Origin of the sequence: Novosphingobium kalidii, from assembly GCF_040534015.1 — a bacterium.
Taxonomy (GTDB): Bacteria; Pseudomonadota; Alphaproteobacteria; order Sphingomonadales; family Sphingomonadaceae; genus Novosphingobium; species Novosphingobium kalidii.
This window is the reverse complement of sequence record NZ_JBEWLY010000025.1, coordinates 102,683-128,512: the sequence shown is the minus strand read 5'-3', so window position 1 is coordinate 128,512 and position 25,830 is coordinate 102,683. Positions and strand designations below refer to the sequence as shown.

Annotated in this window: 25 protein-coding genes, 1 tRNA gene and 1 pseudogene; 14 read left to right on the top strand and 13 right to left on the bottom strand. The window is 63.9% G+C overall.

Annotated elements, in window-relative coordinates; genetic code table 11:
- Positions 1-333: pseudogene (locus tag ABVV53_RS16245) on the top strand (hypothetical protein); the annotation flags it as partial.
- Between the two features lie 442 nt (positions 334-775).
- Here the strand turns inward: ABVV53_RS16245 and ABVV53_RS16240 are convergent.
- Positions 776-852 (bottom strand) — tRNA-Arg (locus ABVV53_RS16240).
- 150 nt (positions 853-1,002) lie between these two features.
- Between ABVV53_RS16240 and ABVV53_RS16235 the strand changes: the two genes are divergently transcribed.
- Complete coding sequence (locus ABVV53_RS16235) at positions 1,003-1,503, top strand: MmcB family DNA repair protein (protein WP_353985475.1); 501 nt, start codon at positions 1,003-1,005, stop codon at positions 1,501-1,503.
- 191 nt (positions 1,504-1,694) lie between these two features.
- On the opposite strand, the gene ABVV53_RS16230 is transcribed toward ABVV53_RS16235, so the two are convergent.
- The 5 genes from ABVV53_RS16230 to pepN all read right to left on the bottom strand — a co-directional run bounded on the left by ABVV53_RS16230 (position 1,695) and on the right by pepN (position 8,069).
- A complete protein-coding gene (locus tag ABVV53_RS16230; protein ID WP_353985474.1) occupies positions 1,695-2,534 on the bottom strand; it encodes a cytochrome c1 in 840 nt (279 codons plus the stop codon).
- A gap of 31 nt (positions 2,535-2,565) precedes the next feature.
- Complete coding sequence (locus ABVV53_RS16225) at positions 2,566-3,867, bottom strand: cytochrome b (protein ID WP_353985473.1); 1,302 nt, start codon at positions 3,865-3,867, stop codon at positions 2,566-2,568.
- An 11-nt stretch (positions 3,868-3,878) separates the two neighbouring features.
- Positions 3,879-4,445 carry a ubiquinol-cytochrome c reductase iron-sulfur subunit gene (gene petA / locus ABVV53_RS16220; protein ID WP_353985472.1) on the bottom strand — a complete coding sequence of 189 codons (567 nt, stop codon included), beginning with the start codon at positions 4,443-4,445 and terminating at the stop codon, positions 3,879-3,881.
- Positions 4,446-4,642: 197 nt separating this feature from the next.
- Entirely contained in the window at positions 4,643-5,407 is a 765-nt protein-coding gene (gene pgeF, locus ABVV53_RS16215; protein WP_353985487.1) for a peptidoglycan editing factor PgeF, read from the bottom strand.
- Between the two features lie 7 nt (positions 5,408-5,414).
- Positions 5,415-8,069, bottom strand: a complete 2,655-nt coding sequence (pepN, locus tag ABVV53_RS16210) for an aminopeptidase N (RefSeq protein WP_353985471.1) — start codon at positions 8,067-8,069, stop codon at positions 5,415-5,417.
- A 101-nt stretch (positions 8,070-8,170) separates the two neighbouring features.
- On the opposite strand from pepN, the gene ABVV53_RS16205 reads away from it, so the two are divergent.
- The gene (locus ABVV53_RS16205; RefSeq protein WP_353985470.1) at positions 8,171-9,004 is read left to right on the top strand and encodes a Rossmann-fold NAD(P)-binding domain-containing protein; all 834 of its coding nucleotides are present in this window, start codon (positions 8,171-8,173) and stop codon (positions 9,002-9,004) included.
- Here ABVV53_RS16205 and ABVV53_RS16200 read toward each other — a convergent pair.
- Together ABVV53_RS16200 and ABVV53_RS16195 are read right to left on the bottom strand one after the other, a co-directional pair.
- A complete protein-coding gene (locus ABVV53_RS16200; protein ID WP_353985469.1) occupies positions 8,914-9,843 on the bottom strand; it encodes a DMT family transporter in 930 nt (309 codons plus the stop codon). The genes ABVV53_RS16205 and ABVV53_RS16200 overlap by 91 nt on opposite strands.
- Complete coding sequence (locus ABVV53_RS16195; protein WP_353985468.1) at positions 9,840-10,835, bottom strand: threonine aldolase family protein; 996 nt, start codon at positions 10,833-10,835, stop codon at positions 9,840-9,842. The genes ABVV53_RS16200 and ABVV53_RS16195 overlap by 4 nt, the downstream gene beginning before the upstream one ends.
- 78 nt (positions 10,836-10,913) lie before the next feature.
- Between ABVV53_RS16195 and ABVV53_RS16190 the strand changes: the two genes are divergently transcribed.
- Positions 10,914-11,204, top strand: coding sequence for a GNAT family N-acetyltransferase (locus ABVV53_RS16190; protein ID WP_353985467.1), 291 nt, complete (start codon positions 10,914-10,916; stop codon positions 11,202-11,204).
- Positions 11,205-11,258: 54 nt separating this feature from the next.
- On the opposite strand, the gene ABVV53_RS16185 is transcribed toward ABVV53_RS16190, so the two are convergent.
- Both ABVV53_RS16185 and ABVV53_RS16180 read right to left on the bottom strand, forming a co-directional pair.
- The gene (locus tag ABVV53_RS16185) at positions 11,259-12,473 is read right to left on the bottom strand and encodes a M20 metallopeptidase family protein (protein ID WP_353985466.1); all 1,215 of its coding nucleotides are present in this window, start codon (positions 12,471-12,473) and stop codon (positions 11,259-11,261) included.
- 19 nt (positions 12,474-12,492) lie between these two features.
- Complete coding sequence (locus ABVV53_RS16180) at positions 12,493-13,836, bottom strand: lipopolysaccharide biosynthesis protein (RefSeq protein WP_353985465.1); 1,344 nt, start codon at positions 13,834-13,836, stop codon at positions 12,493-12,495.
- A 120-nt stretch (positions 13,837-13,956) separates the two neighbouring features.
- Between ABVV53_RS16180 and ABVV53_RS16175 the strand changes: the two genes are divergently transcribed.
- The gene (locus tag ABVV53_RS16175) at positions 13,957-14,700 is read left to right on the top strand and encodes a phosphocholine cytidylyltransferase family protein (protein WP_353985464.1); all 744 of its coding nucleotides are present in this window, start codon (positions 13,957-13,959) and stop codon (positions 14,698-14,700) included.
- Between the two features lie 41 nt (positions 14,701-14,741).
- On the opposite strand, the gene ABVV53_RS16170 is transcribed toward ABVV53_RS16175, so the two are convergent.
- Together ABVV53_RS16170 and ABVV53_RS16165 are read right to left on the bottom strand one after the other, a co-directional pair.
- Positions 14,742-15,167 carry an HIT family protein gene (locus ABVV53_RS16170; RefSeq protein WP_353985463.1) on the bottom strand — a complete coding sequence of 142 codons (426 nt, stop codon included), beginning with the start codon at positions 15,165-15,167 and terminating at the stop codon, positions 14,742-14,744.
- Positions 15,164-16,303, bottom strand: coding sequence for a CDP-alcohol phosphatidyltransferase family protein (locus tag ABVV53_RS16165; RefSeq protein WP_353985462.1), 1,140 nt, complete (start codon positions 16,301-16,303; stop codon positions 15,164-15,166). Before ABVV53_RS16165 ends, ABVV53_RS16170 begins: the two co-directional genes overlap by 4 nt.
- A 157-nt stretch (positions 16,304-16,460) precedes the next feature.
- On the opposite strand from ABVV53_RS16165, the gene ABVV53_RS16160 reads away from it, so the two are divergent.
- The 3 genes from ABVV53_RS16160 to ABVV53_RS16150 are packed head-to-tail and all read left to right on the top strand — an operon-like array spanning position 16,461 to position 19,206.
- Positions 16,461-17,513, top strand: coding sequence for a diacylglycerol/lipid kinase family protein (locus tag ABVV53_RS16160; RefSeq protein WP_353985461.1), 1,053 nt, complete (start codon positions 16,461-16,463; stop codon positions 17,511-17,513).
- Positions 17,513-18,406: a hypothetical protein gene (locus ABVV53_RS16155; protein WP_353985460.1), complete on the top strand. Its 894-nt coding sequence runs from the start codon at positions 17,513-17,515 to the stop codon at positions 18,404-18,406. The genes ABVV53_RS16160 and ABVV53_RS16155 overlap by 1 nt, the downstream gene beginning before the upstream one ends.
- On the top strand, positions 18,403-19,206 hold the full coding sequence (locus tag ABVV53_RS16150; RefSeq protein ID WP_353985459.1) for a nucleotidyltransferase family protein: 804 nt from the start codon (positions 18,403-18,405) through the stop codon (positions 19,204-19,206). The genes ABVV53_RS16155 and ABVV53_RS16150 overlap by 4 nt, the downstream gene beginning before the upstream one ends.
- Here the strand turns inward: ABVV53_RS16150 and ABVV53_RS16145 are convergent.
- On the bottom strand, positions 19,197-19,721 hold the full coding sequence (locus ABVV53_RS16145) for a DUF2141 domain-containing protein (protein WP_419956794.1): 525 nt from the start codon (positions 19,719-19,721) through the stop codon (positions 19,197-19,199). The genes ABVV53_RS16150 and ABVV53_RS16145 overlap by 10 nt on opposite strands.
- A gap of 268 nt (positions 19,722-19,989) precedes the next feature.
- On the opposite strand from ABVV53_RS16145, the gene rpe reads away from it, so the two are divergent.
- From rpe to ABVV53_RS16115, 6 genes are all read left to right on the top strand, one after another.
- Positions 19,990-20,649 (top strand): ribulose-phosphate 3-epimerase, encoded by a 660-nt coding sequence (rpe, locus tag ABVV53_RS16140; RefSeq protein ID WP_353985457.1) that lies wholly within the window; start codon positions 19,990-19,992, stop codon positions 20,647-20,649.
- A 4-nt stretch (positions 20,650-20,653) separates the two neighbouring features.
- Positions 20,654-22,564, top strand: a complete 1,911-nt coding sequence (locus ABVV53_RS16135) for a heparinase II/III family protein (RefSeq protein ID WP_353985456.1) — start codon at positions 20,654-20,656, stop codon at positions 22,562-22,564.
- A 154-nt stretch (positions 22,565-22,718) separates the two neighbouring features.
- Positions 22,719-24,311, top strand: coding sequence for a bifunctional phosphoribosylaminoimidazolecarboxamide formyltransferase/IMP cyclohydrolase (purH, locus tag ABVV53_RS16130; RefSeq protein ID WP_353985455.1), 1,593 nt, complete (start codon positions 22,719-22,721; stop codon positions 24,309-24,311).
- A 136-nt stretch (positions 24,312-24,447) separates the two neighbouring features.
- Entirely contained in the window at positions 24,448-24,606 is a 159-nt protein-coding gene (locus ABVV53_RS16125; RefSeq protein ID WP_353985454.1) for a hypothetical protein, read from the top strand.
- A gap of 1 nt (position 24,607) precedes the next feature.
- A complete protein-coding gene (gene msrA, locus ABVV53_RS16120) occupies positions 24,608-25,285 on the top strand; it encodes a peptide-methionine (S)-S-oxide reductase MsrA (RefSeq protein ID WP_419956789.1) in 678 nt (225 codons plus the stop codon).
- A gap of 47 nt (positions 25,286-25,332) precedes the next feature.
- Positions 25,333-25,791, top strand: a complete 459-nt coding sequence (locus tag ABVV53_RS16115; protein ID WP_353985453.1) for a Fur family transcriptional regulator — start codon at positions 25,333-25,335, stop codon at positions 25,789-25,791.
- The last annotated feature ends 39 nt before the right edge of the window (positions 25,792-25,830 follow it).

The following is a 25,830-nucleotide window of genomic DNA, read 5'->3' as shown; positions in this document are numbered from 1 at the left end:
CCGCCTGCTTCAACGCGAAAGCAATCTGCTCCTCGGTGTACCTCGACTTCTTCATTTCCCAGCTCCTTGCCTGATGGCTCTAAAGCGCCGGAAAAATCTCACTCAAAGTGGATGAAAAAATCGGGAGGACGTCAATGCACCACGGAAGGGTCGGTCAGGCAAATGAAAGCGACTGTCGAGCACGCCTTTGCCATGAAGAATATTCGCCGTCCGGGCCGCTTCTCCCTACTTCCTCCAAGGATGGTCGACCATACGCCAACCTATCGCTTGTCCATACCCGAACTGGCAGAGAACGTTTCGCTATTGCCTGAACCCGACGCCGCCTGCCGGTAAGGTCTGGACTGCCAAAGTAGGCGATCGACGCAAAGTTGCAGCGAGCATCATTGCTGGGCTTTCTCAGGGTTTCTGTCGCCACATGGTGCAGACCAGATGCCGCCCAAGATTTTTCAACAGACAAGGGGCGGGTGCAGTGAAATCCGACAACCAAAACGATGCAACTGAATCAGCGCAATTCCATCCAGACAAGAAGGCGCAGAGCGACGGTGGTAGCGCCGCGCACTCTCGTTCCAATCCTGGAGCAGACGGACGGCTCCAGGCTCGCGGTGAATAATGTGCGCGAACCCGGCCTCAGCGACTTTACGCTTTGCCGGACCCTGCAAATCGTGGCCTTCCGTTGAAGGCCACAGAAGGGATTATAGACGAGATCGAAGCACTGGCCCCGGGGCATTCACCGGAGACCGAAACCACTCTAGCAACGCAAAATGCTTGAGGTAATTGGTGCACCCGACAGGATTCGAACCTGTGACCTCTGCCTTCGGAGGGCAGCGCTCTATCCAGCTGAGCTACGGGTGCAGAGCCTTCGCGGTTAGCAGAGCCGGTTTCGCTTTGCCAGTGCATTTCGTAGGCGACCCTCTCGCCGCTTCAGCAGGGGCGGTTACACACCTGAGGTGTCAGCGATCAACCTGCTCTTGCGAGTTCTTGGTATGTTCCTATGATGGATCTATGCCTCAGAATGACTCAGCACAGCGAACCTCTCCAGAAGCTCGCGGCAGCAGTGCACAGGACGTGGCGCGAGGGATTGGCCGGCTCTTCGCGCGAAACGGCGTTTGGTGTCTGCCGGAGATGTCTCTGCGCTGCGGCAGACGGGCGGATTTGATGGGAATGGACCCAAAAGGCCATATCATCCTCGTGGAGATCAAAGTGAGCCGTGCCGACTTGCTGGGCGATGCCAAGTGGACCGACTATTTAGATTACTGTGACCGCTTCTACTGGGGCTTGGCTCCAGGTCTTGATCGGGCATGCCTCGAAACCGAACCGTTCCTGCCGGAGCGCTGCGGCGTTATCGTTGCAGACGGCTACGACGCGGAGATCTTGCGGCCTGCACCGACCCGCAAGCTACCCGCCGCTCGCCGCAAGGTGGAAGTAGAAAGGCTAGCGCGGGCTTCGCTGCGCCGTCTTGTTACCAGCGCTGATCCTTACACCCTGCGGTGGCCGGAAGACTGAACAGTTCCCTTGAGAGCTACAGCCGGATATGCACGGGGCTCTAGGAGCGTGCCTCCCATTCAGCACGACACATATACTCTTCCCGTCTAAGACCTGGACGGTTGCAGCAGCCCTGAGGGTACAGCAAAGCGCCCCTGCCGTCGCATGACGGAGGGGCGCTTTGCTGCGTTGGAGCTCTGCTCGGAGAGAGCTCAGACCTTCTTCTTGTCCGCCCAGATGTTCTTGTAAGACATGTAGCCCAGAACCGTGGCGAAGAGGAGGAAGCCGAGGACCGGCCAGCCCGTTTGCTTGCGCTTCTCGAGCGTGGGCTCTGCAGTCCAGATCAGGAACGCGCTCACGTCCTTTGCCATCTGCTCGACCGTCGCTTTGGTACCGTCGCTGTACGAGACTTGACCTTCGCTCGTCAGCGGCGGCGCCATCGCGAGATTCAAGTTTGGGAAGTAAGGATTGTAGTACAACCCCGCAGGAGTCTCGGCTTCGGGGAACTTCTTGAGGAGTTCAGCTGGCTGGTCATGGTATCCTGTCAGCAACGAATAGACGTACGCTGGGCCTTCGTGACGTGCCTTGGTGATGAGCGACAAGTCGGGTGGTACCGCGTTGTTATTGGCGGCACGGGCAGCGATGTCGTTCGCGAAGGGCTTCGGGAAATAGTCCGTAGCCATACCGGGACGCAGAGCAGCTTCGCCGGTGTTGGGGTCTACCCCCGGTACTTGGAAGCCCGCGGCGATCGCTTTGATTTCGGCTTCGGAGTAGCCGAGCGCAGCCAAGTCGCGGAAGGCGACATGCTGAAGCGAGTGACAGGCAGAGCAGACCTCTTTGTAGACCTGGAAGCCACGCTGCAGCTGCTGACGGTCGAACCGACCGAATGCGCCATCGCTGGCAAAGTGCACTTCCTTGGGGTGCCTGTGGAACTCGTGCTCTGCGGTTTCGGGCGAGGGTTCAGTGATGGCGATCAGTGCGCCGTTGCCGAACGACCACACGAGCGCGACCGTGAAGAACAGCCCGACGAGGATGGAAATGATGCGGATCATGGCTTTACGTCTTTCCGTCTCTCGTTCGAAGTCAGCCGTGGGTCGGAACGGGCGCGGTGGAATTGGCCATCGCCGGCACGTCCTCCCCGCCAAGAACGGCTTGGGTGATCGAGTAGGGCAGCGGGTCCGGTCGCTCGATTGCGGAGACGATCGGCAGGATGATGAGCCAATGCGCGAAGTAGTAGATCGACGCGAGCTGGCTGATCATGACAAAAGGCTCCTGGGCCGGGGCGCCACCGCAGTAGCCGAGCACCAGAACGTCGAGCAGCAGGATCCAGATGAACTTCTTGTACAGCGGGCGATACGCGCTGGAGCGAACCGGCGAACGATCAAGCCAGGGCAGGAAGAACCACACCAGGATCGCCGCGAACATCGCCAGCACGCCCATCAGCTTTGCCGGAATGAAGAAGAAGTCAGCGGTGAAGGCACGCAGGATCGCGTAGAACGGCCAGAAGTACCATTCGGGAACGATGTGCGCAGGCGTGCTCATCGGGTTAGCCGGAATGTAGTTGTCCGGGTGGCCCAGCGTGTTCGGGAAGAAGAACAGCATGACGCAGTAGAGGAATGCGAAGGCGCCAACGGCCCAGCCATCCTTGGCGATGTAGTAAGGGTAGAACGGAACGGTATCGCTTTCGCTCTTCACTTCCACCCCGGTCGGGTTCGAGGAACCCGGGATGTGGAGTGCCCAAATATGCAGCACGACCACGCCGACGATCACGAACGGCAGCAGGTAGTGCAACGAGAAGAAGCGGTTGAGCGCGGCATTATCCGGAGCAAAGCCACCAAGCAGCCACTGCTGGAGCGGCTCACCGACCAGCGGAATGGCGGAGAACAATCCGGTGATGACCTTTGCGCCCCAGAAGCTCATCTGGCCCCAGGGAAGCACGTAGCCCATGAAAGCCGTCGCCATCATCAGCAGGAAGATGGTGACGCCCAGCAGCCAGACCATTTCGCGCGGAGCTTTGTACGAGCCGTAGTAGAAGCCGCGGAAGATGTGAATGTAGATCACGACGAAGAAGGCGGACGCGCCGTTCGCGTGCGCATAACGCAGCATCCAGCCCCAGTTCACGTCACGCATGATGTGCTCGACGCTGTCGAACGCGACCGTCGCGTTGGCTGCATAGTGCATCGCCAGCACGATGCCCGTGACGATCTGCAGCGTTAGGCACACGAGCGCCAGAATGCCGAAGTTCCAGAAGTAGTTGAGGTTGCGCGGGACCGGGTAGCCCGCACCGACCGAATTGTAGACGAAACGCGGCAAAGGCAGCTTTTCGTCCATCCACTTCATGAAGGGATTGGTCGGCTTATACTCGTTGGCCCAGGGAAAGCTCATATTCTTCTACCTCAGCCGATCTTGACGACGCTGTCGGACACAAATGCGTACTCCGGAACCAGCAGGTTCGTCGGAGCGGGGCCCTTGCGGATGCGGGCTGCAGTATCGTAGTGCGAACCATGGCAAGGGCAGAAATATCCGCCGAACTCGCCCTTGGTCTCACCCTCGCCAGCACCTAGCGGCACGCAGCCCAAGTGCGTGCAGACACCCATGGTAATGAGCCAGTTCTGCTTGCCCTCTTTGGTACGCTCGGCCAGCGTCTGCGGGTCGCGCAGCGAGGAGATGGGCACCTTGTTGGCCTGTGCGATTTCGGCGGGAGTCAGGTTGCGAATGAACACCGGCTGCTTGCGGAATACGGCCTTGATGGCCTGGCCCGGCTGAACCGAAGAGATATCAACCTCGGTAGAGGACGCTGCCAGGACGTCGGCAGAAGGGGCCATCTGGCTGATCATGGGGACGAGAATGGACACGCCGGCAACACCGGCCGCGCTCACCGCAGCGATGTTGATGAAGTCGCGCCGCCGCACTCCGTCTCCGGCACCCAGATCCGGAGAGTCCGTGACCGTTTCTTCTGCCATGTTCGCCCTTGCCTTGCTCTCAACACCCGCCACCCGTTCCGGCGGCAAGCAGGATCCCTAGTCAATAATTGGCTGGAGTCCCCCGATCGCCGGCGACAATCGGGGCGCACGAACCCCAGGCCGAAGCCGACTTGGCGCGCTGATAGACGCGAAATTCGCACCTGCCAACAGGCTTTTTGGTGAAGCTCCGAGCCGCCTCAGTCGAGCGAGATCAAGGATATCTGACGCCCGTACGACGCCTCGTTGCGGTGGCAGGAACGTCGGAACGAGTAGAAGCGCTGCGGCGCGCCATAGGTGTCGAGATGCAGGCTCTCGGCGGCTTCAACGCCCGACGCCGCAAGCTGACTGGCGACGAACCCCTCCAGATCGAAATGCCAGTGGCCGGGCTTTCCGCCAGCAAAGTACGCGCCGTTTTGCGGATCTTTGGCGCAGAACCGGTCGCGAAAGGCATCATCAACCTCATAGCTCCCCTGCGCGATGGATGGTCCGATCGCCGCCCGGATTCGCGAGCGCTGCGCACCGAGCTGCTCCATCGCCGCCACCGTCGCCTGAACGACTCCACCGATAGCGCCCTTCCAACCCGCATGCGCGGCACCGATCACGCCCGCGTCGGGGTCCGCCAGCAGCACGGGAGCGCAATCCGCTGTGAGGATCCCGAGCAGCAGGCCAGGCCGGTCAGTCACGATCGCATCGGCGCGTGGGCGGTCGGCGTCGTTCCATGGGCTGGTCACAACGATGCACTCGGCCGAGTGGACCTGATAGAGCGTGACGAGCTGCGCCTCTGGAGCCACCGCCACCCGCGCGCGACGGCGGTTCTCTGCCACGGCGGCGGGATCGTCGCCGGCGCCGAGGCCGACGTTCAAGCCGGCGACCTCGCCCTGCGACACACCGCCACCGCGGCCGAGGAATCCGTGCCGGACGCCCTTGAGCACCCGAGCACGAACGACGTCAACGGAATCCACGGGCACGTCAGTCAAGACTCTTGGTAACCTGCTCCAGCACATCGCGCGACAAGGAAGGCTCGGCGGCGATCCGTTCCAACTCCGCCCGCATCAGGGCAGCACGCCGGGGTTCGATTCGGCGCCACCGACCAAGCGACGGCACGAAACGCGCAGCCGTCTGCGGATTGATCGGATCGAGTTTGCGAATGAGATCGCCGATCATGCGATAGCCTTCGCCGCTGGCGGCATGGAAGGCTTGCGCATTCATCGCGAGAGCCATGTAGAGCGCGCGCACCCGGTTGGGATTGCTCATGGTGAAATCTGAGTGCTCGGCCAACGCGCGGACGTGATCGAGCACATCCGGATGCAGCGACCCCGCCTGCAGCGAGAACCACTTATCGAGCACGAGCGCATTGCCGCTGTACCGGTCGTGGAAATCAGCCAGTGCTTCCCGTCGCTCCGGCCCGTCCAACCCGGCTAGAACCATGACCGCGCCTTGCCGGTCCGTCATGTTGTCGGCTTGGCGATACTGGGCGATGGCGCGCCTTTTCGCGTCTTCGGGAGCGCCGGCGGCAAGATAGATCAGGGCCTGCATCTTGAGCTTGCGCGCACCCCGGGCAGCGGCATCGCGTGAGTAGGGCACGGCGCTGACGCGGTCGTGCAGCTGGGTGAGCCTGTCCTTCAACTCACGGCCGAGCCAAGCTTTGAGAGCCTCGCGTTCGGCATGAATTGCGGTGGGATCGGCAACGAGGAACTGCTCCGCAAGGTAGCCCTCGGCCGGCAGGATCATCAATTCGCCACGCATGAGATCGTCGAGCGACTCGTCAGCGAGAACTGCTTCGAACGCCTGTGCAATGGCAGCGCGGTCCGCTTGGCGCTGGCGCTCTCCAAGGCTGCCGCCCACTCCAGCGATCAAGTGGCGTACGATCAGGCTCTGCATCGCTTCGTAGCGGGCAAACGGATCATCGTCATTTGCAGCCAGGAACACCAGATCTTCTACTGGTCGCTCGAAATCGATGGCGACTGGTGCGGAGAAGCCGCGATTTATCGACAGCACCGGCGGACGCAGATAGCCCTTGAAAGTGAAAGTCTGCTCAGCCTTGTCGAGGATGATCAGCTCCTCGCCGTTATGCTGGCCGGTCTCGCGATCAAAAAGGGCAAGCTTCAGCGGGATCGGCATCGGTTGCTTGGCGGGCTGCCCGGGAGTGGCCGGCACCGTCTGCGTGAGCTTGAGCGTCACGCTGTCGCCGGCATGCCCGGCCGAAGCCGAGACCTGCGGCGTGCCGGCTTGCGCGTACCACAAGCGGAACTGCGCGAGGTCGAGCCCGGCACCCTCCTCGATCGCATTGACGAAATCCTCGCACGTCGCCGCTTCGCCATCGTGGCGGTCGAAATAGAGGTCGGTGCCGGCGCGGAACCGCTCAGGCCCCGCCATGGTGCGCATCATGCGAATCACCTCGGCACCTTTGTTGTAGACCGTCGCGGTGTAGAAGTTGCTGATTTCCTGGTACGAATCAGGCCGGATCGGGTGCGCGAGGGGGCCGGAATCTTCAGGATACTGAGCGGAACGCAGCACGCGTACGTCCTCGATCCGCTTCACTGCCGGGCTGCCCATGTCGGCGCTGAACAACTGGTCGCGCAGAACCGTGAAGCCTTCCTTGAGGCTGAGCTGGAACCAGTCGCGGCAAGTAACGCGGTTGCCTGACCAGTTGTGGAAATACTCGTGCCCGATCACACCCTCGATCGCATCGTAGTCGGCGTCGGTCGCGGTTTCCGGGTCAGCCAGCACGTAGCGCGTGTTGAAGACGTTGAGACCCTTGTTCTCCATCGCGCCCATGTTGAAGTCGGACACGGCGACGATGTTGAACAAGTCGAGATCGTATTCGCGCCCGAAAGCTTCCTCGTCCCATTTCATCGACGCCTTCAGCGAGTCCATCGCGTGGCTGGTGCGCGCCTCGTCCCCTTTGCGGACCCAGATGTTGAGGTCGACCTTGCGTCCGGACATCGTGGTGAAGGTATCGTGATTGGCGACAAGATCGCCTGCCACCAGCGCGAAGAGATAGCAGGGCTTGGGCCAGGGGTCGTGCCACTCGGCCCAGTGCGTGCCATCAGCCCCCTCGCCTTGTGCCTCGCAGTTGCCGTTGGAGAGCAGGACAGGAAACGTCGCCTTGTCGCCGCTCATCCGCACGCGGTACGTGGAGAGCACGTCCGGGCGGTCGGGGAAGAACGTGATGCGGCGAAATCCCTCCGCCTCGCACTGCGTGCACAGCATGCCGTGTGAGGCATAGAGGCCCATCAGCTGGCTGTTGGCGGCGGGATTCACTTGCGTCTCGATCTCGACTTCGTGCGCGTCGCCAGTGAGCGGCAGCAACAAGTCCGGCCCGTCGAGCCGCCAGTCGTTCACCGCGGCACCGTCGACACGCACGGCAAGCGGGGTGATCTGATCGCCGTTGAGCCTTAGTGTCGCGCCACCGTTACCCTCGGCGTTGCGCCGCACCGAAAGCCTGGCTGTGACATGCGTCAGCTCAAGCCCTAGAGCGAACTCGAGCGCGATGTCGGGGACCAGCCACGCGGGCGCCTGATAGTCCTCGCGCCGGATCACTTGCGGCGCATGCGGCGCTGGCGCGGCGTCGGCCATCTTGGGGTTCTCGGTGGGCTCGGAGGGGCGGGCAACGATATCCATGGAGACCTAATTAGGCCGTGGGGTCGCGATTGCCAGCAGTGAACAGAGTGCTACCCCGTTAAAGCCTTCTCCCCTGCGGTCTGAGCGGATAGGAAGGGCGCATGCCGCGCATGTTTATCTTCGGCCTGGGCTATACCGCCGGCCATATCGCCCGCGCACTGGAGGCGAGGGGCTGGGAAGTGGTCTCCACCGGAAGCGCGGGAACTCTCTCCTTCGATGACGAGGGCAATGTGCGGCTGGCTCTTGGCGATGCCGACCATGTGCTCTCCTCCGTTCCGCCGGGTGGCGAAGGCCTCGATCCGGTGCTGGACCGGTACGGCCACGTGCTTGCGGGGAAGCTGCTGTCTTATCTCTCCTCCACCGGAGTCTATGGCGATGCCCGCGGCGCGTGGGTGGACGAAAGCGCACCCGTCGGGCTGGGCCGCCGCACCGCGCGTGCAGACGCGGACGCCGAATGGCTGGCGCGGGGTGCACGAGTCTATCGCCTGCCAGGGATCTATGGCCCGGGGCGCAGCGCCTTCGAGCGTGTCCTGGAAGGACGCGCGCACCGCCTCGCCTTGCGGAATCAGGTGTTCAGCCGCGTGCACGTGTCGGATATCGTCAGCGGCGTACTCGCCGGGCTCGGCGCAGCACCGGGCGCCTACAATCTGGCGGACGATCTGCCCTGCAGCCAGAATACTTTGATCGAGGAGGCCTGCCGTCTGCTCGGACGCGCACCGCCGCCTCTGCAATCGATCGAGGAAGCGAACCTGTCGGCAATGGCGCGCGGCTTCTATGCGGAGAACCGCCGGGTCGCGAACGGAAAGGCGAAGCGAGTGCTGGGCTGGAAACTCGCTTATCCCGACTATGTCGCCGGTCTGCGCGCTCTCAAGGCGATGATCAGCCCAGCGGTAGCTAGCGAAGCTCCGGCAATCGCCAGGAACGACCAGCGGTAGCCCTCCAGGAACGTCGAGATCAGCATCGCGATAACGATCACCGCCACCCCGTTATAAGCCGCACGACCCGCTCCAAGCTGGCGTATCAGGTTGTAGTAGAGCGGGAATGTCACCACCGAACCCATGATCGCCAGATAGGCGGTACCTGCCCAGTAAGCGCCGCTACTGGGGATGACCGGCGGTCCCGCCGTAACCCAGCCCAGCACGGCGTTGCAGATCATGCCGTACAGCATGGCCCAGGCAAGCAGGCTCACCATCGGCAGCGCCCGCCCGGTCTTGTTCGCCTGTACGACGTTCGACACCGAGGCGCAGAGCATCGCCGCCAGCGCCAGCACGACGCCCAGCAGCACATGCCCGCTCAGCGGCGCCTCGCGCGCTTCATGCAGGAGCAGCAGCCCGATACCGGCGATGGCGATAGCGCTGCCGATCGCGAAACGCCGGGTGATCGGCTGATTCAGCAGGAAGCGCGCCAGAATGGCATTGGGCACCAGCAAGAGCCCGATCATGACAGCGACGATGCCGGACGTCAGATGCTGTTCAGCGCGATAGACGAAGTTGTAATTGCCGCAGAACTGCGTCAGCCCGACGAAGAACGCCAGACGCTGCCCGGCGGCGCCGAGCCGAAGCGGGCGGCGCATCACCAGGGCCACTGCGAACATCGCGGGCGTTGCCAGCACGAAGCGCCAGGTCACCGACCAGCTTGCCGGTGCGGCCTCGTTCTGGCCCAGAATGACGAACCAGGTCGAACCCCAGATCAGCGCGACGATGAGGAACGGTATCGCGATCTGCGGCCGCAGCAGCGCGTGCGGTGGAGGCTGGTCTGCGGCGGGCGCGGTCATAGCGCCCGGATCGCCTTGGCCAGCGCGGAGACATGTCCGGCATCGGCGTTCCAGGCGGTCACGAGCCGCGCGGCATCGTCGCCCCAGTCATAGAACGAGAAGCCCTGCTCGCGCAGCGCCGCTCGCTCGGGCGCAGTCGTGGTCAGGAAGATCTCATTCGCTTCCACGGGATGAAGCAAGCGGTCGGCGGCTGCTGCCGCGATCTCACCCGCCGCCGCATTCGCCGCGCGTCCGTTCTCCAGCCACAGGTCGTCCTTCAGCATGGCGAGTATCTGCGCTGCCAGGAACCGGCCCTTGGACTGCAAGTGCCCCGCCCGCTTCCGCCGATACCGCACCACGTCGACGAGCGAAGGCTTGAAGAACACGATGGCCTCGGCCCCCAGGCCGCCGTTCTTGACGAAGCCAAACGTGAGCGCATCGACGCCAGCACAGGCCTCGGCAGGTGAGCAACCCAGGTGCGCCACTGCGTTGGCGAATCGCGCACCATCCATGTGAAGCCCCAAACCTCTACCCTCGGCGAAGGCAGCAATGGCGGCCAGTTCGGCAGACCTGTAAACGCAGCCGTATTCGCTGGCCTGAGTGATCGAAACCGCATGGGGCTGAACCTGGTGAACGTCATCGCGAATCGGGTCGATCACCGCGGCGAGTGTCTCGGGCGTGAGCTTCGCGCTTTGCCCCTCAGCCAGCATCAGCTTGGCGCCGTGCATGTAGAAGCCCGGGGCCCCGCCTTCGTCCATCTCGATGTGCGCTTCGCGGTGGCAGACCACGCCGCCGTGCGGCGGCACCATCGCCGCCAGCGCAATGCAGTTCGCCGCCGTTCCGGTCGCTACCCAGAGTGCCGAACACTCACACCCGAATAGGTTCGAGAAGGCCGCATCCAGCTCACGGCTGAGCGCATCTCCGTCGTACGGCGAATCGGCCGCATCAGCAGCGAGCATGGCACTCCATACGGCGGGATGGACGGGCGCGGCGTTGTCGGACAGGAACTGCATGGCCATATCGCCTGTTACGGGAACGACGCCTCGTCAAGCACCGCGAGGACGCGACGAAGAGACAAGGAAACGCAAGGCATGGTCGGACTTACCATCACCAAGGAGGATCGCGGCGGCGCTGGCGAGTACCAGGCCCATCTTGCGGACAGCGATGCCATGGGACGTCTGACCTGGGTGGAGCGTGACGGTGTGCACATCATCGATCACACGCTGGTGCCGCCCGAGATCGGAGGGCGCGGCGTTGCTGCCCGTCTCGTCGAAGCCCTCATCGCCGATGCACGCGAAAACGACTTCAAGATCCACCCGCTGTGCAGCTACGTCGTCGCGGCGTTCAAGCGGCATCCCGAGTGGGAGGACGTAAGGGCTTGATAACGGGCGTTCTGATGTTCTGAACGGCGCGTCGGTCCGCTCGATCGACGCTCCTCAGGCGAAGCCGCTGGCAAGAAAGCGCTCGGCGGCTCCCGCGAGAAAGGCGGACCCGAGCGGCATCGCGCTCTCATCCACACGCATGCGGGTGGAGTGGATGCCGCAGCAGTGCTGCCAGTCCTCCCCCTGCTCGCTGACGCCGAGGAAGAACATGGCGCCCGGCACTTTCTCCAGGACATAGGAGAAGTCCTCTGCGCCCATGATGGGATTGGGCAGACGCAGGAACCCTGACGCGCCGAACAAGTCGGCCGCGACACGTTCACCCAGATCGACCGCTTGCGAATCGCAGATCGTCACCGGGAAGCCTTCGGTGATGGTGATTTCGGCGGTCAGCCCGTGCGCACCGGCGATCCCGGCGGCCAGAAGCTGCACCTCATCCCGCAGCCGGGCGCGGTTGGCGGTGGAGAGCGATCGCATCGTGCCAGTGAGGTGAACGGTGTCGGCGATCACGTTGTGAGCCGTACCGCCGACGATCTTGGAGATAGTGACCACGACCGGATCGAACACGCTGAACTTGCGCGTCACCATCGCCTGCAGCGCCATCACGATCTCGCAGGCGACCGGCATGGGATCGAGCGTGTCGTGCGGCATCGAGGCATGGCCGCCGCGGCCGGAGACGACGATGTCGAGCTGATCCGCCGATGCCAGCAGCGGGCCGGTCCGCCCGCCGATCAGGCCATGCGGCGCATTGGGCATCACATGGAGAGCGAACGCGGCGTCAGGCAACGGCACGTCGCTGTCTCCACCGCCAAGAAGCCCGTCCTCAAGCATGAAGCGGGCGCCGTGGTAGCCCTCCTCCCCCGGCTGGAACATGAAGCGTACTTCACCCGGCAGCGAGGCGGCCCTGGCGCACAGCAGCTCCGCCGCGCCGGCCAGCATCGCTACATGCGCGTCATGGCCGCAGGCGTGCATCAGCCCCGGCAGTTTGGAAGCGAACTCAAGGCCCGTCTCCTCCGGCATCGCCAGAGCGTCCATGTCCCCGCGCAGAAGAACGCTGCGCCCTTGCCCTGCCCCGCCCTTCAGCGTCGCGACGAGCCCGGTCGTGGACGGCCCTTCGCGCCACTCGAGCGGCAGATGCGCCAGAGCCGCGCGGATCTTGTCGCGCGTGCGGGGTGTGTGAAGCCCGAGTTCAGGCTCTGCGTGGATCGCGCGGCGCAAGGCGGTGATACGATCCGAGAGGCGGACGGCTTCGACGACGAGAGCTGAAGTCATCGCGCCATGATACGCGAGCCTACAGGGGTGTCGAGGCCGGACGCAGAGGCTTGTCGCCTTTCATCATCCGCAGCGTGATGAAGGCCATCAGGCCCATGGTGACGTACAATGCCGCCGCTTCGATGGCGACGGCCCAGGCCGCCCCGCTCGGGCCTGTGGAGATGAGCAGCGCCATGCCCACGCCTAACGCAACAATGGCAATCAGGCGCGCCAACAGCGAGAGCTGTGCCCGGCCTGTCGAATGCAGGACCGGCTCGAAGGCGACGCTCGCCAGATCGAAGCTTGCGGCGATGGCGAGCGGAACGAGGATCGCCGCGCCGCCTTCGAACGCGGCACCACCGATCAGGCCGAGCAGAGACCGTCCCAGCGTGAGTGCGATCACCACGACGAGCACCCCGCCCAGCCCTGCAATGAGACTGGTCTGAAGCGCGAGACGGCGGAACTCGTGCAACGTGGAAGCCACCCGCATGTGCGAAATCTCTGCGTAAACGGCACGCGTGAGCAAAGTCGAAAACTTGCTGAGCGCTTGCGAGAGCTGATTCGCCAAGCGGTAAAGACCAGCGGCGCTCGTGCCGAGCACCCCACCGACGATCAGCAGCGGTCCGTTCTTGGTGACGGCGTCAAGCGTCGAGCCGGCGTACGTGACCAGGAAGAAACGCCAGAGCCCGATGTTCTCCTGCAGGGTTTGCCGGTAGTTCTTCAGGTGCGAGAGGCGCACGGCCTCCGGGCAAAGGCGCTTCGCCATGGCCCAGTAGCAAACGGCTTCCAGCAGATCGACCACGGCCCACACGATCAGGAACCGCTCGACAGTTGGCCCGGTGAGCCACACCACGAGAGCACCGACGAGCCGTCCCAGAGGCACGATCGCCTCGACATAAACCGCCATCTCAAAGCGGTTGAGAGTACGCACGATGCCGGTGGGCGCGGAAACCAGAGCCCACAGCGATGCGCAGCAAAACAGAAAGCCGGGGATGATGTAGTCGGTGTTCAGTTCCAGCAGATGCGCGAAACCGAAGAAGACGATGGCAGCGAGAACGCAACCGCAGACGGCCCCTACCGCATCGAGCATACCTGCAAGCATGCCCACGCGGCCGAATGCCGCCCAGTCGCCATCGTGCACATGCGACGCGCCATAGCGCACCACCACGCGCCAGGTCTGAAATCCGGCGATGGCGATCAGCGCCTCCGCCGTGCTGAAGATCAGGGCGAAGTGGCCGAAGCCCTTCAGCCCCAGCGTGCGCGTCAGGACGGCCAAGTATACGATGCTGCACACTGCACCGAAGCCCTTACCACCCATCAACCAGGCAGTATTGGCCAGTATCCGCGCAAGAGGCGAGCTGGGCTTGGCGCGGTCAGCGGGCATGACCGGCGCCTTTGCTACTTTCCCCTGGCGAAGGCAAGGCAGGTGGCGGCGCTTTGCCGGCCAGATGCTTCTGGCCTGCGCACCCTTTCAACGCGCGCCTTCAGCGGCTAGAGCACGCCGATGATCGAACACGCGATCCTCCTGAGCGCGGGACAAGGCTCCCGCATGCTGCCGCTCACTGCTGAGCGCCCCAAGTGCCTGATCGATTTTTCCGGCCGCACGCTGCTCGAATGGCAGATCGAAATGCTGGCGCGTGGCGGCGTGAAGCGGATCGATGTGGTGACCGGCTTCATGACCGACATGGTTGATGAGGTCGTGGCTGGCATTCGAGATCCACGAGTAACCGTCACGACGCGGTTCAACCCGTTTTACAAAGTGGCCGACAATCTCGGCTCCTGCTGGATCGCGCGCGAGGCGATGACGGGAGACTTCCTCATCCTCAATGGCGATACGCTGGTGTCGGACAATATCGTGCGGAGCGTGCAGGAAGACAGGGGCTGGCCGATCACGGTCACCGTGGACATCAAGGAAGCCTACGACAGCGACGACATGAAGGTGGAGCGCGCCGCCGATGGGCATCTCGTCCACATCGGCAAGACACTGACCGCGCAGCAGTCGAATGCGGAATCGATCGGCTTCCTCGCCTTTCGCGAAGAAGGATCGGAGCTGTTCCGGGAGGCCGTGCGGCAGGCCATGCGTACGCCCGAGGGCGTCCAGCACTGGTACCTCAAGGTTATCGACAGTCTCGCGCCGACGGGCAAGGTCGGGACCGCCTCGATCGAGGGGCAGGACTGGGCGGAAGTCGATTTCCTGAACGACATCGAGATCGCAACAGCGCTGACCGACCGCTGGGCTGCCGCCTGACCCTCCCTTACACATGAGGGCCTAGCAGGGGCGGGCGATCCTCAGAAATGTGCTGCCAGCGCCTTGGCCAGAGCCGCTGTCTCATGAGCGGCGAGAGTCACTGCCGAACCCAGATCGGGCACTTTCGGCCAGCCCGCATCAGTGAAGCTTTGGCCCTGCCAGTCGCGTGAGCCCTCGTAGCGCGGAATGACATGGAAATGGACATGGGGGTCCATCATCATCAGCATCAGGTAGTTGAGCTTGGCGTAGTTCACAAAGCCGCTCAGCGCGCGTTCGATTGTTGCGGTAACCTGCTTCAGCTCGGCATGCGCCTCGCCCGGCAAATCACCAAAGGTCGTGGCATCCGACTTCGCGGCCAGAACGAGACTGCCCAGCGTGGGCTGGGCCGGGCGCAGCAGCACCAGCCAGTGCGTGAACTCCGCGACCCGCGTGGCGGGATAGCCGAACTTCTCGATCGTGGCGTTCATCGGGCTCCTTCCTCGTCGGACAACCAGCTCGTGATCTTGCCACCTCGCGCACGCACGATCCAGGCCTGGCAGAGACGCACCAGATGGATCAGGCACGAGATCACCGTCCACCACGCGACTGCGATCAGGCCAATGTCGGGCCGCGCGAAGAGCATCGCGACAAACAGGATCACCATGTTCGGATTACGTCGGGCCGTGATTAGACGAAAACGACTGTCGAAGCGGCGCCAGACGTGGATGTGCATCCCGTTCTGCTTGATGAACACGCCTTCGATCAGGCGTTGCACGATATATCCGCCCTGAATCGCGCCCTGCACCCACCAGAACGTGGCACTGTCGTAAGCCAAGCCCCAATGGACAAGACCAATGGCCCAGAACCACCACCAGAACGGCGGATGGACAAGGTCCATGCCGTGATCGAACACGTTGCCCCATGCAGACGAGGTGATGGTGCACCGCGCGAGCTTTCCGTCGACCGTGTCGAGCACCATGAATACGAGGCCCAGCCCCATACCCAGCCAGTAGAGCCCCTCGGCAAAGCACCACGTGGCGAGTACGCAGAAGACGGCGCCAATGGCGGTGACGAAGTTCGGCGTCATGCCGATTCGCGCGGCGACACGGGTCAGGACGAGAGCCCATTCCGGCCACAGGTACTTCGTTAGTACGTCGGTCACGCCCTTGTAGGCCCCGAAATAGCTGGCCCGCTCGATCACGCGCACGGTATCGGGACGCAGCGGCATCACAAACGGCGTCTCGCGCTTGCGCAGAGTCTTGTTCTCGATCGTAGGGCCGTCTTCGAAGGCAAGCGTGCGCAACGACGTGGAAGCGAGCGATCGCCCCTCCAGCATCGCCGCTTGCAGCGCCTCGGCCTCTTCGGCATCCCGTGCGTGCCCCAAGGCTGGAACCCCGCCCAATGTCAGCATCAGGCCCGGCTGTTTGGCCACGTAGCGCAACCATGCAGGGTCGAAAGCAAAGGCCGCGTTCGCCAGCACGATCGGTGCGGGATTTTCAGGTTTCAGGGAAAGGTTGGCAGCTCTTGCTATGCGTCGCCCGCGCTCTGCGGCAGTTAAACCCCAGAGCCGGGTCTTGTTCTCGCCCACTGTTGCAAAAGAAGGCGATGGATCAATCGAGGACATGGGCGCGCCCTAGTCGAGGCCACGCTGCCAGGCAATCACCGCCAAGGGAACTTGTCCCTGGGAAACGCCCCGGAATCACCTAGCTCTGGCAACAAAACTGCAACACGTTTGTGTCAAAGGACGATTTTCAGGTGATTTCCGGTGCCGCTCTCCCTAAATGGCAGACGCTGTGTACGGAAAACTATACCAATTTGAGGGTCTGCCGCGGTTCTCTGGCCCACGGTCGAGCGCGGCTTCCACCGAACGGCGGTACATACCGCGCGGGCGTGCAGTTCCGCTCGTCGGGATCATACGCAACCCGCGCAGCCACCGGAACAAGGGACTCGAGCCCGAGCTGGACCAGTGCTCCAACATCCTGACGCAGACGCCCCGCAGCCGCGAGGCGCTTCGCGAGAGTCTTGGCGAGTTCGCACAACGCGGCGTCGATTACCTGGTTATCGATGGTGGTGACGGCACCGTGCGGGACGTGCTGACTTGCGGCGCGGATATCTTCGGCGAGTCTTGGCCGACGCTGGTGGTGTTGCCGAAGGGCAAGACCAACGCTCTGGCTGTCGATCTCGGCTTGCCAAACCAATGGGGCCTGGCAGAAGCCCTTGTGGCCGCGCGCAAGGGCGGGTTGGTGGAACGGCGCCCCATGCGAATCTCTGCTGTGGCGGATCGCGGCTGTGCTCTGGGCTTCTTCCTGGGCGCCGGCGTGTTCACCAAAGGTACGGAAGCCGGTCAGGCAGCACACCGCCGCGGGGCGTTCAACAGTTTCGCAGTTGGCCTGACCATCCTTTGGACGATTATCCAGGTCGTATTCGGACGGAAGGCGAACCCGTGGCGCGCAAGCACCCGGATGCGCTTGCGCGATCGCACGAGCGGGCGCGAACTGCCCCATAGCGGTCGCAGCGCACCCGATGAGCGGTTCATGGCCATTGCCACCACCTTCAAGAACTTCCCCTTGGGCGTGCGTCCGTTCGGACGGCATGTGCCGGACGGCCTGAAGCTCGCGGTGCTCGATTCTCCGGTACGCTGGCTGCTGCTCTTGCTGCCTGCGATCCTGCTTGGCTTTTTCGGCCGCTTCATGGAGCGGGCCGGAGCCCGCCGCTTCGCGGCAACGTCGGTAGACCTCGAACTTAGCGGCGCCTTTATCCTCGACGGGGAAGCGTTTCCGGCGGGGCATTATGTCCTTGAGGAAGGGCCGCAGCTCACTTTCGTCGTTCCGTGATGGACACTCTGGAGGAGCGCATCGCGACTGCGCTCGCTCGTCCGGTCGAAGCAGAGGTGGGCGCCTTCGCCGAGCGGTTTGCCGACGAGAGGGTGCTGGGCATCCTCTTCTACGGCTCAAACCTGCGGACGGGCTCGCTCGAAGGCGTGCTCGATTTTTACGTTCTGACTGCAGGCCCGGTACAAAGCGGAATTTGGCCGCGGGTGAGTTATCATGAGTGGGAAACGCAGGGGCAGGTCCTGCGCGCTAAAGTGGCGACGATGACGCTCGCAACGTTTGCCGCGGCCGCTTCCGGACAGCTTCTTGATACCACGATTTGGGCGCGGTTCGTGCAGCCGGCGGCGCTGATCTGGAGCCGCGACGCGCGTGCTGCGCATGCGACCCGCGATGCCATCGCGCAAGCTGCCCGAACGGCAGCCCGCCTAGCCGTGGCAATGGGTCCGGATTGCGGCACGCCGGACGCTTACTGGCGGGCGCTGTTCCGGGCGACGTACGCGGCTGAGTTCCGCGTGGAGAGCGCCGGACGCGAGGACTCGATCCTGTCGGCCAATCGCGCGCACTTCGACGGCCTGCTGCCTCTGGCCTTGCAAGCGGACGGGATCACTTACGCGCGAGAGGCCGGCGACCAGATCCGGCCGCAGATGGCGCCCGAACGCAGGCAGCGTATTCGCCGCTGGTGGCGGCGGCGCCAGCGCCTCGGCAAACCCTATAATCTCACTCGGCTGGTGCGCGCATCGACCACGTTCGAAGGCGCAGCGCGGTATGCCGCCTGGAAGATCGAGCGGCATACCGGAGTGGCGGTGCCGCTCACGCCATGGCGCGAAAGGCACCCCGTGCTCGCGGCACCCGGCGTACTGTGGCGGGTCTGGCGTGCGAAGCGCGCCCGCGCATGACACGCGCCTCCGCCCCACCCAGTGCCAGTGCCAGTGCCAGTACAGCATTGGTGCTCGCGGGCTCGCGCCCGGGAAAGCCCGATCCCGTCGCTGTGTCGGAAGGCGTTGCCCACAAGGCACTTGTACAAGTGGGTGGGGTTCCGATGCTCGCCCGCGTGGTCTCCGCCTTGCGAGAAGCCGGCGTCGAGACCGTTGCGGTGAGTGCGAACGAACCAAGCGTGGTCGCATTGGCGCAAGAACTAGGCTGTGTCATTGCGGCCCCGGCTCGCGGGCCAAGCACAAGCGTTGCAGCAGCGTTTGCGCAATTGGGAGCTCCTTTGCTGGTAACCACGGCGGACCATGCACTGCTGGACAGCCAATGGGTGCGCGACTTCCTCGTCGACACCCCCGTTGAGGCGGACGTCGCCGTCCTCCTGGCACGCCGCGACGCTGTCGAAGCAGCCGCGCCCGGCAGCCGCCGCACTTACCTGAGACTGGCCGATGGCGGATGGTCGGGCTGCAACCTGTTCCTGCTTGCCGGCTCCGGCGCGCAGGCGGCTATCTCCACCTGGTCCGCTGTGGAGGCCGACCGCAAGCGCCCTTGGCGGATCGCCGCGCGTCTGGGTGTCGGGACCCTGTGGCGCTATGCACGAGGCAAGCTGACCATGGCGGAAGCGATTTCACGCCTGGGCTCCCGGATCGGCATCAACGCTGCGGCCGTACCGGCGCGGAACGGCCTCGCAGCGGTCGATGTCGACAAGCCGGCTGATCTTGCCGACGTGCGCGCCTTGGTCGACGCAGCGGGCCGCCCTTACATATAGCGCATCTGAATTCGGATCGACTTGACGCTACCGCCCACGTCGAAAGCCGTCTTCGTGTAGTGTGGTTTGCCCAGATTGAAGATGTTGATGCTGGGATTATTCGACATGGCGCCGCCATCGGTGGTCAGGTCCGTCCCGCCATTGCCGTTGACGTCATGACGCACTGCGATCGCGTACTTCCCGGCAGCGGGCACCGGAACGCAAAAGGTCATTGTGCCTGCCTTGGCCGGCACCTCTATCCGCGAGAGCCAGCGCCCCTTCTGCAACCACTCCGAAGAGGTCGCCCTATAGGACTGGACCCGCAGCTTACCGGTCGAGGTCTTGATGTGGTCGACCGTCACCATCACCGCTGGGCCTGAGCCTGCCGTGCAACGCCGCATGTCATTGCTGATGTCATTGCGATACTGCGCAAGAGCCGGCGTAGCGCTGGTCAAGGCGACTGCCCCCAGCACGAGGGCCGTAGCCGCCTTGGAATGCCGGGCGTGCTTGTGCGCCGGGGAAATGGATGAAGTCATGATGTTCATGTCGTGATGGTCTTTCTGAAGCCGCAGCTTCGCGTTCTGCCCTTGCAGCATGGCTGCGCCCCTTGTTGTTGCCATAGTCCATGGCAGACAGGCACTTAATCCAGACTGAACTTCCCGTTCAAACTCCGGATGGCTTCGTACAGGCACTCATCGCTTCGTGGACAGCATCGTCAGCTCCATACGTGATGTGGAAAACGGCTGCGAGACAACTTGTCCGCACAAGATGTAGTGCTCTACTTGCCCGTAAAGGACTTTCCTCATGGCTCCGCTGATTTCTCCTTCCATTCTCTCCGCCGACTTCTCCCGCCTTGGCGAAGAAGTGCGCGCGATCGACGCTGCCGGCGCGGACTGGATCCACGTCGACGTGATGGACGGCCACTACGTGCCGAACATCACCATCGGCCCCGCCGTTGTAAAGGCGTTGCGCCCACACACCAGCAAGCCGTTTGACGTGCACCTGATGATCTCTCCGGTAGACAGCTACCTGGAAGCCTTTGCGCAAGCGGGTGCGGACATCATCACCATTCACCCGGAAGCGGGACCGCATGTTCACCGTACGGTGCAGGCGATCAAGGGGCTGGGCAAGAAAGCCGGCATCTCGTTGAACCCGGGCACGCCTGCCAAGATGCTGGACTACCTCATTGACGAGATCGACCTGGTGCTGATTATGAGCGTCAATCCCGGCTTCGGCGGCCAAAGCTTCATCTCCAGCCAGCTTCGCAAGATCGAGGCCGTGCGTAAGATGATCGACAAGACAGGGCGAGACATCCGGCTTGAGGTGGACGGGGGAGTGGATGCCACCACAGCGCCCTCCTGCATCAGTGCCGGCGCCGACGTCCTCGTTGCCGGCACCGCCACCTTCCGGGGAGGACCGGAACGCTATGCCGCCAACATCCGCACGCTGAAGGGTCTGGACTGAGCCCATGGTGCAGGAGGTACGCACGAGGACGCGCCGGGGGTCACGGAACCACAGCGATACTCGGGCGATACCGCCTGATGGGAATCCTGAGGAGGGCGTGCTGGAATACGAGGATCGCGAGGCGCACGAGCGCGCCGACGATCTGGCCGGCGGCTCCGCTCCCACAGGAATGGGCGAGCCGATCAACGAGATCGAGCCTGGCCGCGCGTTGACGCTCACGGACTTCACGCCGCCGGACCTCGGCGCTGGAGAGCGCCTGATCCGCTTCGCCTATCGGATGGGCATTCCCGGCTCAATGCTGGTCTCACCCCTCGGCAAAAAGTCCAAGCTGCGCCTGCTGGCGACGGTCACCAGCCCCCTGCCCGGCCACCGCGTAGCGGGCACGGCGCTGCGGGCCGGCCATTTCCTGATCCACGGCGCGAAGACACCCATCGCGCAAGTCGACTATGCCGGAGCCGCGCGAGTATCGCCGCCGCTCGAGCGAGTCGTCCACAGCTTCTCCTGGCTCGCCGACCTCGACGCCTGCGCCCAGCGGAACCAGGTCGCTCCGATTGCGGAACGGATTCTCACCGCCTGGCTTCACGCCAATCCCATGCCCCCGACGCGTCCTGGCAAGGGGCCGGCGTGGAATGTCGGCAACACCGGCATGCGCCTGCTCCACTGGCTGGTGCATGCCCCTCTGATCCTTTCCGGCGAAAAAAGTCTGCGCAGCCGGGCTTTGCGGACCATGGGGGAGACTGCTCGCTGGCTCGACCGCAACGTCAACCACGCCGAGGACGGGCTGGCCGAAGTCGCGGGTTGGAGCGGTATCGTCGCCGCCGGATTGCTGCTGCCCGATGGCAAGCCACGGCGGCTCTATGGCGAGGCCGGTCTGATCAAAGCTCTGGGCGAGCTCGTGGGAGAGGACGGGGGCGTCCTTTCGCGCAGTCCGCTGGCACAAATGGAGGCAATCGCGCTGCTGGTGAAGCTGCGCGCCTGCTACCAGGCCACGCGACGCGACCCGCCCAAGGCAGTGGACGCGATGCTCAACCTGCTGGTGCCGCCCTTGCTGGCGCTGGTCCACACCGACGGTGACCTCGGCACATGGCAAGGTGGCTGGGCCGTTGGCGGAGAGGAAGTCACCGCCCTGGTAGAGGCCAGTGGCGTTCGCACCCGCCCTCTTCGCGATGTACGCCAGTGGGGTTATCAGCGCGTGTTCGCCGGCAAGTCCGTGCTGCTGTTCGACGCAGCCCCGCCTCCGATGCCGCGCCATGCGCGTTTCGGCTGCGCTTCGACGCTGGCATTCGAGCTGTCCCACGGGGGGCACCGGCTGATCGTGAACTGCGGCGGCGCGGCCAGTGCCGGCGGGCTCGTGCCGGTACGCCTTGAGCAAGGCTTGCGCGCCACCGCGGCGCACTCAACTCTAGCTATCGACGACGTGAACTCGACCGCGATCCTGATCAACGGCGGCATCGGCGTCGGCGTGTCGCAAGTCGACATAGAGCGGCGCACCATTGATGCCGGTGGAACGTCGGCCACGCGCCTGGAAGCCAGTCACAACGGCTACGCCAGCCGTTACGGCCTGACGCATCGCCGTATCCTGATCATGCGGGATGATGGCACGGAGCTTCGCGGCGAGGACTTGCTGCTGCCGACCGGGCGCAAGGGCAAGCGGGGCAAAGTCAGCTTCGCCATCCGCTTTCATCTCGGCCCCGAGGTGGAGATCGGCCTTTCCGAGGACGGGCAAGGCGCCGGCATCGCTCTGCCGGACGGTAGCTACTGGCAGTTCCGGGCATCGGGCTGCGAGGTCGCGCTGGAGGACAGCCTTTGGGTCGACGGCCAAGGGCGCCCTGTCGCCACGCAGCAGCTCGTGCTGCAGGGCCTCGTCTCGCGCGGCGGCGGCACGTTTGGGTGGCTGATCAAGAAGATGGGCTGACAGACCTTTCGGTAGGGTCCAGTCCGCAAGGCTCCCCCGCCACTTCCCTGCCGGTGTTCTGTTCGCAATGTGCCCATCGTGTGCCGCTGACGCTTGCCCCCCGCTCGCGCCCGACTTAGGAGCGCGCGCAGTGCCAACATCGGAAAATGTCTTCATGACCCAGCTCGTCCCCGTCCGCCGCGCCCTCCTCTCCGTGTCGGACAAGAGCGGGCTTGCCGAGCTGGGCCGGACCCTCGCTGCGCGTGGCGTGGAGCTTGTGTCCACGGGCGGGACCTCCAAAGCCCTGCGCGACGCAGGTCTGACGGTGAAGGACGTATCGGAAGTGACCGGCTTTCCCGAAATGATGGACGGTCGGGTGAAGACGCTGCACCCGATGATCCACGGCGGGCTGCTGGCCGTGCGCGACAATGCCGAACATGCCGGCGCGATGGCGCAGCACGGTATCGGTGCCATCGATCTCGTGATCGTCAACCTCTACCCGTTCGAGGCGACCGTCGCGAAAGGTGCCGAGCGCGACGAAGTGATCGAGAACATTGACATCGGCGGCCCTTCGATGGTGCGCTCCGCTGCCAAGAACCACGCCTATGTCACGATCGTCACGGACCCGAGCGATTATGCCGAGCTGCTCGAGCAGCTCGAAACCAACGATGGCGCGACCAGCAGCGAGTTTCGCAAGCGCATGGCCGCGCGCGCCTTTGCCGCCACCGCCGCTTACGACGCCGCGATCAGCCAGTGGTTCGCCAATGTGGACCAGCAGGAAAAGTTCGCGCCGCGCGTCAGCATGACTCGCGCCCTGGCGGGAACGCTCCGCTATGGCGAGAACCCGCATCAGGACGCGGCCCTCTACGTGCCCGCAGGCCCGGCGACGAAGGGGCTGCCTCAGGCCGAGCAGGTGCAGGGCAAGGAGCTATCGTACAACAACTACAACGACGCGAATGCCGCGCTGGAGCTTGCCGCCGAGTTCCGCGGGCAGGAGCCGGCCATCATCATCGTCAAGCACGCCAATCCCTGCGGTGTGGCACAGGGTTCGACGCTGCTGGACGCGTGGAAGGGTGCGCTGACGTGCGATAGCGTATCGGCGTTCGGCGGTATCGTTGCCGCGAACCGGCCGCTCGACGGTCCCACGGCAGAGGCGATCTGCGAGATCTTCACCGAAGTCGTCGTCGCGCCCGGAGCTGACGATGCGGCGCGTGCTGCTTTCGCGCGTAAGAAGAACTTGCGCCTGCTGCTGACCGACGGCTTGCCGGATCCGCGCCGCGCCGGCCAGACGGTCGCCGTTATCGCCGGCGGCATCCTCGTGCAGGACCGCGACAACGGGGCGATCACGGCTGATGACCTCAAGGTCGTGACCAAGCGTGCCCCTACCAAGCAGGAACTGAAGGACTGCCTGTTCGCCTGGGCGGTCGCTCGGCACGTCAAGTCCAACGCGATCGTCTATGCCAAGGACGGCATCACGGCCGGTATCGGCGCAGGCCAGATGAACCGCCGCGACTCGTCGCGCATCGCGGCGATGAAGGCGGCCGAAGCAGCAGCGACTTACGGTTGGACCACCGCGCGCACTGTTGGAAGTGCAGTCGCCTCGGACGCTTTCTTCCCGTTTGCAGATGGCCTTCTGGCCGCGGCCGAGGCAGGTGCCACCGCCGTGATCCAGCCGGGCGGCTCGATCCGCGACGAGGAAGTCATCACGGCTGCCGACGAAGCCGGACTGGCGATGGTGTTCACCGGCATGCGGCACTTCCGCCACTGACACTGACACGCCTTTCGTCGCCGCGAGGCTGCGCTTGGTCGAGAAGATGGCGATTTGATGACGTCATTCAGGTCCGTGCAAGCGCCCTTTCGGTAACGAAAAGAAACGGAGGGCACGTGGCAGATCGGAATTGGAAATGAGCATTTTGAAGAATGAAGTCAGCCGGTTTTTTGCGCTCGGTTTTGCCGGCGGCGCGGCGCTGGTGATGGCGACCATGGGCCTCGGCGGCCTGGGAGATGGCAGTGATCTTGCGCGCGGTCTCGTTCCGCAGGCCGAAGCCGCTGCGGCACAATAATGTGAACAGGTTTCGCCGCACGGCACTGTTCGCCGTCCTCGGCAGCGCAACGCTCTGCTCTCAACCGCTCTTTGCAGAGACCGTCGTCGAGGCGCCAGCGGCGAAGCTGATCTCGCAGGACGTCGGCAAGCGCGAGACGGCAGTCTTTGCGGGCGGTTGCTTCTGGGGCGTGGAAGCTGTGTTCAGCCACATGGAAGGCGTGACCAGCGTTGTCTCTGGCTTCACCGGCGGCGCTCGCGGTGACGCGGACTATGCCACGGTGAGCCGGGGCGGAACCAGGCACGCGGAAGCGGTCAAGGTCACTTGGGACCCCAAGAAGGTCCGTTACGATCAGCTGCTACAAGTCTATTTCTCCGTGATCGCAGATCCCACGCTGCTCAACCGGCAAGGTCCCGACGTAGGCTCCCACTACCGCTCTGCTCTGATGCCGCTTAACGCGGAGCAAGCGCGGGTCGCGCGAGGCTATCTGGCGCAACTGCGCGAGGCTGGCCTCTGGAGCCGGCCGATCGTCACCAAGGTGGAGCCATTCCGCGGCTTCTTCCCCGCAGAGGCGTATCATCAGGATTTCATGCTCCGTAACCCGCGCCACGGCTACATCTTGCGCTGGGACGCTCCGAAAGTGGCCGCACTCAAGAAGCTCTATCCTGCGCTCTACAAGCCGTCCTTCACCAACGGCTGAGGCTGCGAGCGATTGCGCGTAGCGCCACGCAGCGCCATATTAGTGCCATGTCAGCACACAAGCATCACGAACATACCGGCGACGGCCTAGTCACGGCTGCCCGCACCGCCCTGACGGACGCAGGCGAGCAGTGGACCGATATGCGCTCCGACGTCTTTTCGGCGCTGGCCGATTGCGAACGTCCGGCTTCGGCTTACGATCTCGCCGAAAGCGTTTCGTCGCTACGCGGCAAGCGCGTGGCGCCCAACAGCGTCTACCGCATCCTGGACTTGTTCGTGCGCACCAACCTTGCTCGGCGAGTGGAGAGTGCCAACGCCTATGTCGCCAACAGCCATCCTGGCTGCCGTCATGACTGCATTTTTCTCATTTGCGATTCGTGCGGGGCGATCGTGCACATCGATGATGATCGTCTCACCGGCTCGCTGATCGGGGCGGCGCGCGAAGCGGGCTTTGCCGACGTGCGCCCGGTGGTGGAATTGCGCGGCACTTGCTCAAGCTGCAGTTAGCGCAAGTAGCATCGCCGCATGCGCGGTTAAGGGCGAGGG

Coding starts and splice junctions, on each gene's coding strand:
- ABVV53_RS16235 (WP_353985475.1), top strand. CDS start 1,003: ATGCCTCAGAATGACTCAGCACAGCGAACCTCTCCAGAAGCTCGCGGC.
- ABVV53_RS16230 (WP_353985474.1), bottom strand. CDS start 2,534: ATGATCCGCATCATTTCCATCCTCGTCGGGCTGTTCTTCACGGTCGCG.
- ABVV53_RS16225 (WP_353985473.1), bottom strand. CDS start 3,867: ATGAGCTTTCCCTGGGCCAACGAGTATAAGCCGACCAATCCCTTCATG.
- petA (WP_353985472.1), bottom strand. CDS start 4,445: ATGGCAGAAGAAACGGTCACGGACTCTCCGGATCTGGGTGCCGGAGAC.
- pepN (WP_353985471.1), bottom strand. CDS start 8,069: ATGGATATCGTTGCCCGCCCCTCCGAGCCCACCGAGAACCCCAAGATG.
- ABVV53_RS16205 (WP_353985470.1), top strand. CDS start 8,171: ATGCCGCGCATGTTTATCTTCGGCCTGGGCTATACCGCCGGCCATATC.
- ABVV53_RS16200 (WP_353985469.1), bottom strand. CDS start 9,843: ATGACCGCGCCCGCCGCAGACCAGCCTCCACCGCACGCGCTGCTGCGG.
- ABVV53_RS16195 (WP_353985468.1), bottom strand. CDS start 10,835: ATGCAGTTCCTGTCCGACAACGCCGCGCCCGTCCATCCCGCCGTATGG.
- ABVV53_RS16190 (WP_353985467.1), top strand. CDS start 10,914: ATGGTCGGACTTACCATCACCAAGGAGGATCGCGGCGGCGCTGGCGAG.
- ABVV53_RS16185 (WP_353985466.1), bottom strand. CDS start 12,473: ATGACTTCAGCTCTCGTCGTCGAAGCCGTCCGCCTCTCGGATCGTATC.
- ABVV53_RS16180 (WP_353985465.1), bottom strand. CDS start 13,836: ATGCCCGCTGACCGCGCCAAGCCCAGCTCGCCTCTTGCGCGGATACTG.
- ABVV53_RS16175 (WP_353985464.1), top strand. CDS start 13,957: ATGATCGAACACGCGATCCTCCTGAGCGCGGGACAAGGCTCCCGCATG.
- ABVV53_RS16170 (WP_353985463.1), bottom strand. CDS start 15,167: ATGAACGCCACGATCGAGAAGTTCGGCTATCCCGCCACGCGGGTCGCG.
- ABVV53_RS16165 (WP_353985462.1), bottom strand. CDS start 16,303: ATGTCCTCGATTGATCCATCGCCTTCTTTTGCAACAGTGGGCGAGAAC.
- ABVV53_RS16160 (WP_353985461.1), top strand. CDS start 16,461: ATGGCAGACGCTGTGTACGGAAAACTATACCAATTTGAGGGTCTGCCG.
- ABVV53_RS16155 (WP_353985460.1), top strand. CDS start 17,513: ATGGACACTCTGGAGGAGCGCATCGCGACTGCGCTCGCTCGTCCGGTC.
- ABVV53_RS16150 (WP_353985459.1), top strand. CDS start 18,403: ATGACACGCGCCTCCGCCCCACCCAGTGCCAGTGCCAGTGCCAGTACA.
- ABVV53_RS16145 (WP_419956794.1), bottom strand. CDS start 19,721: ATGACTTCATCCATTTCCCCGGCGCACAAGCACGCCCGGCATTCCAAG.
- rpe (WP_353985457.1), top strand. CDS start 19,990: ATGGCTCCGCTGATTTCTCCTTCCATTCTCTCCGCCGACTTCTCCCGC.
- ABVV53_RS16135 (WP_353985456.1), top strand. CDS start 20,654: ATGGTGCAGGAGGTACGCACGAGGACGCGCCGGGGGTCACGGAACCAC.
- purH (WP_353985455.1), top strand. CDS start 22,719: ATGACCCAGCTCGTCCCCGTCCGCCGCGCCCTCCTCTCCGTGTCGGAC.
- ABVV53_RS16125 (WP_353985454.1), top strand. CDS start 24,448: ATGAGCATTTTGAAGAATGAAGTCAGCCGGTTTTTTGCGCTCGGTTTT.
- ABVV53_RS16115 (WP_353985453.1), top strand. CDS start 25,333: ATGTCAGCACACAAGCATCACGAACATACCGGCGACGGCCTAGTCACG.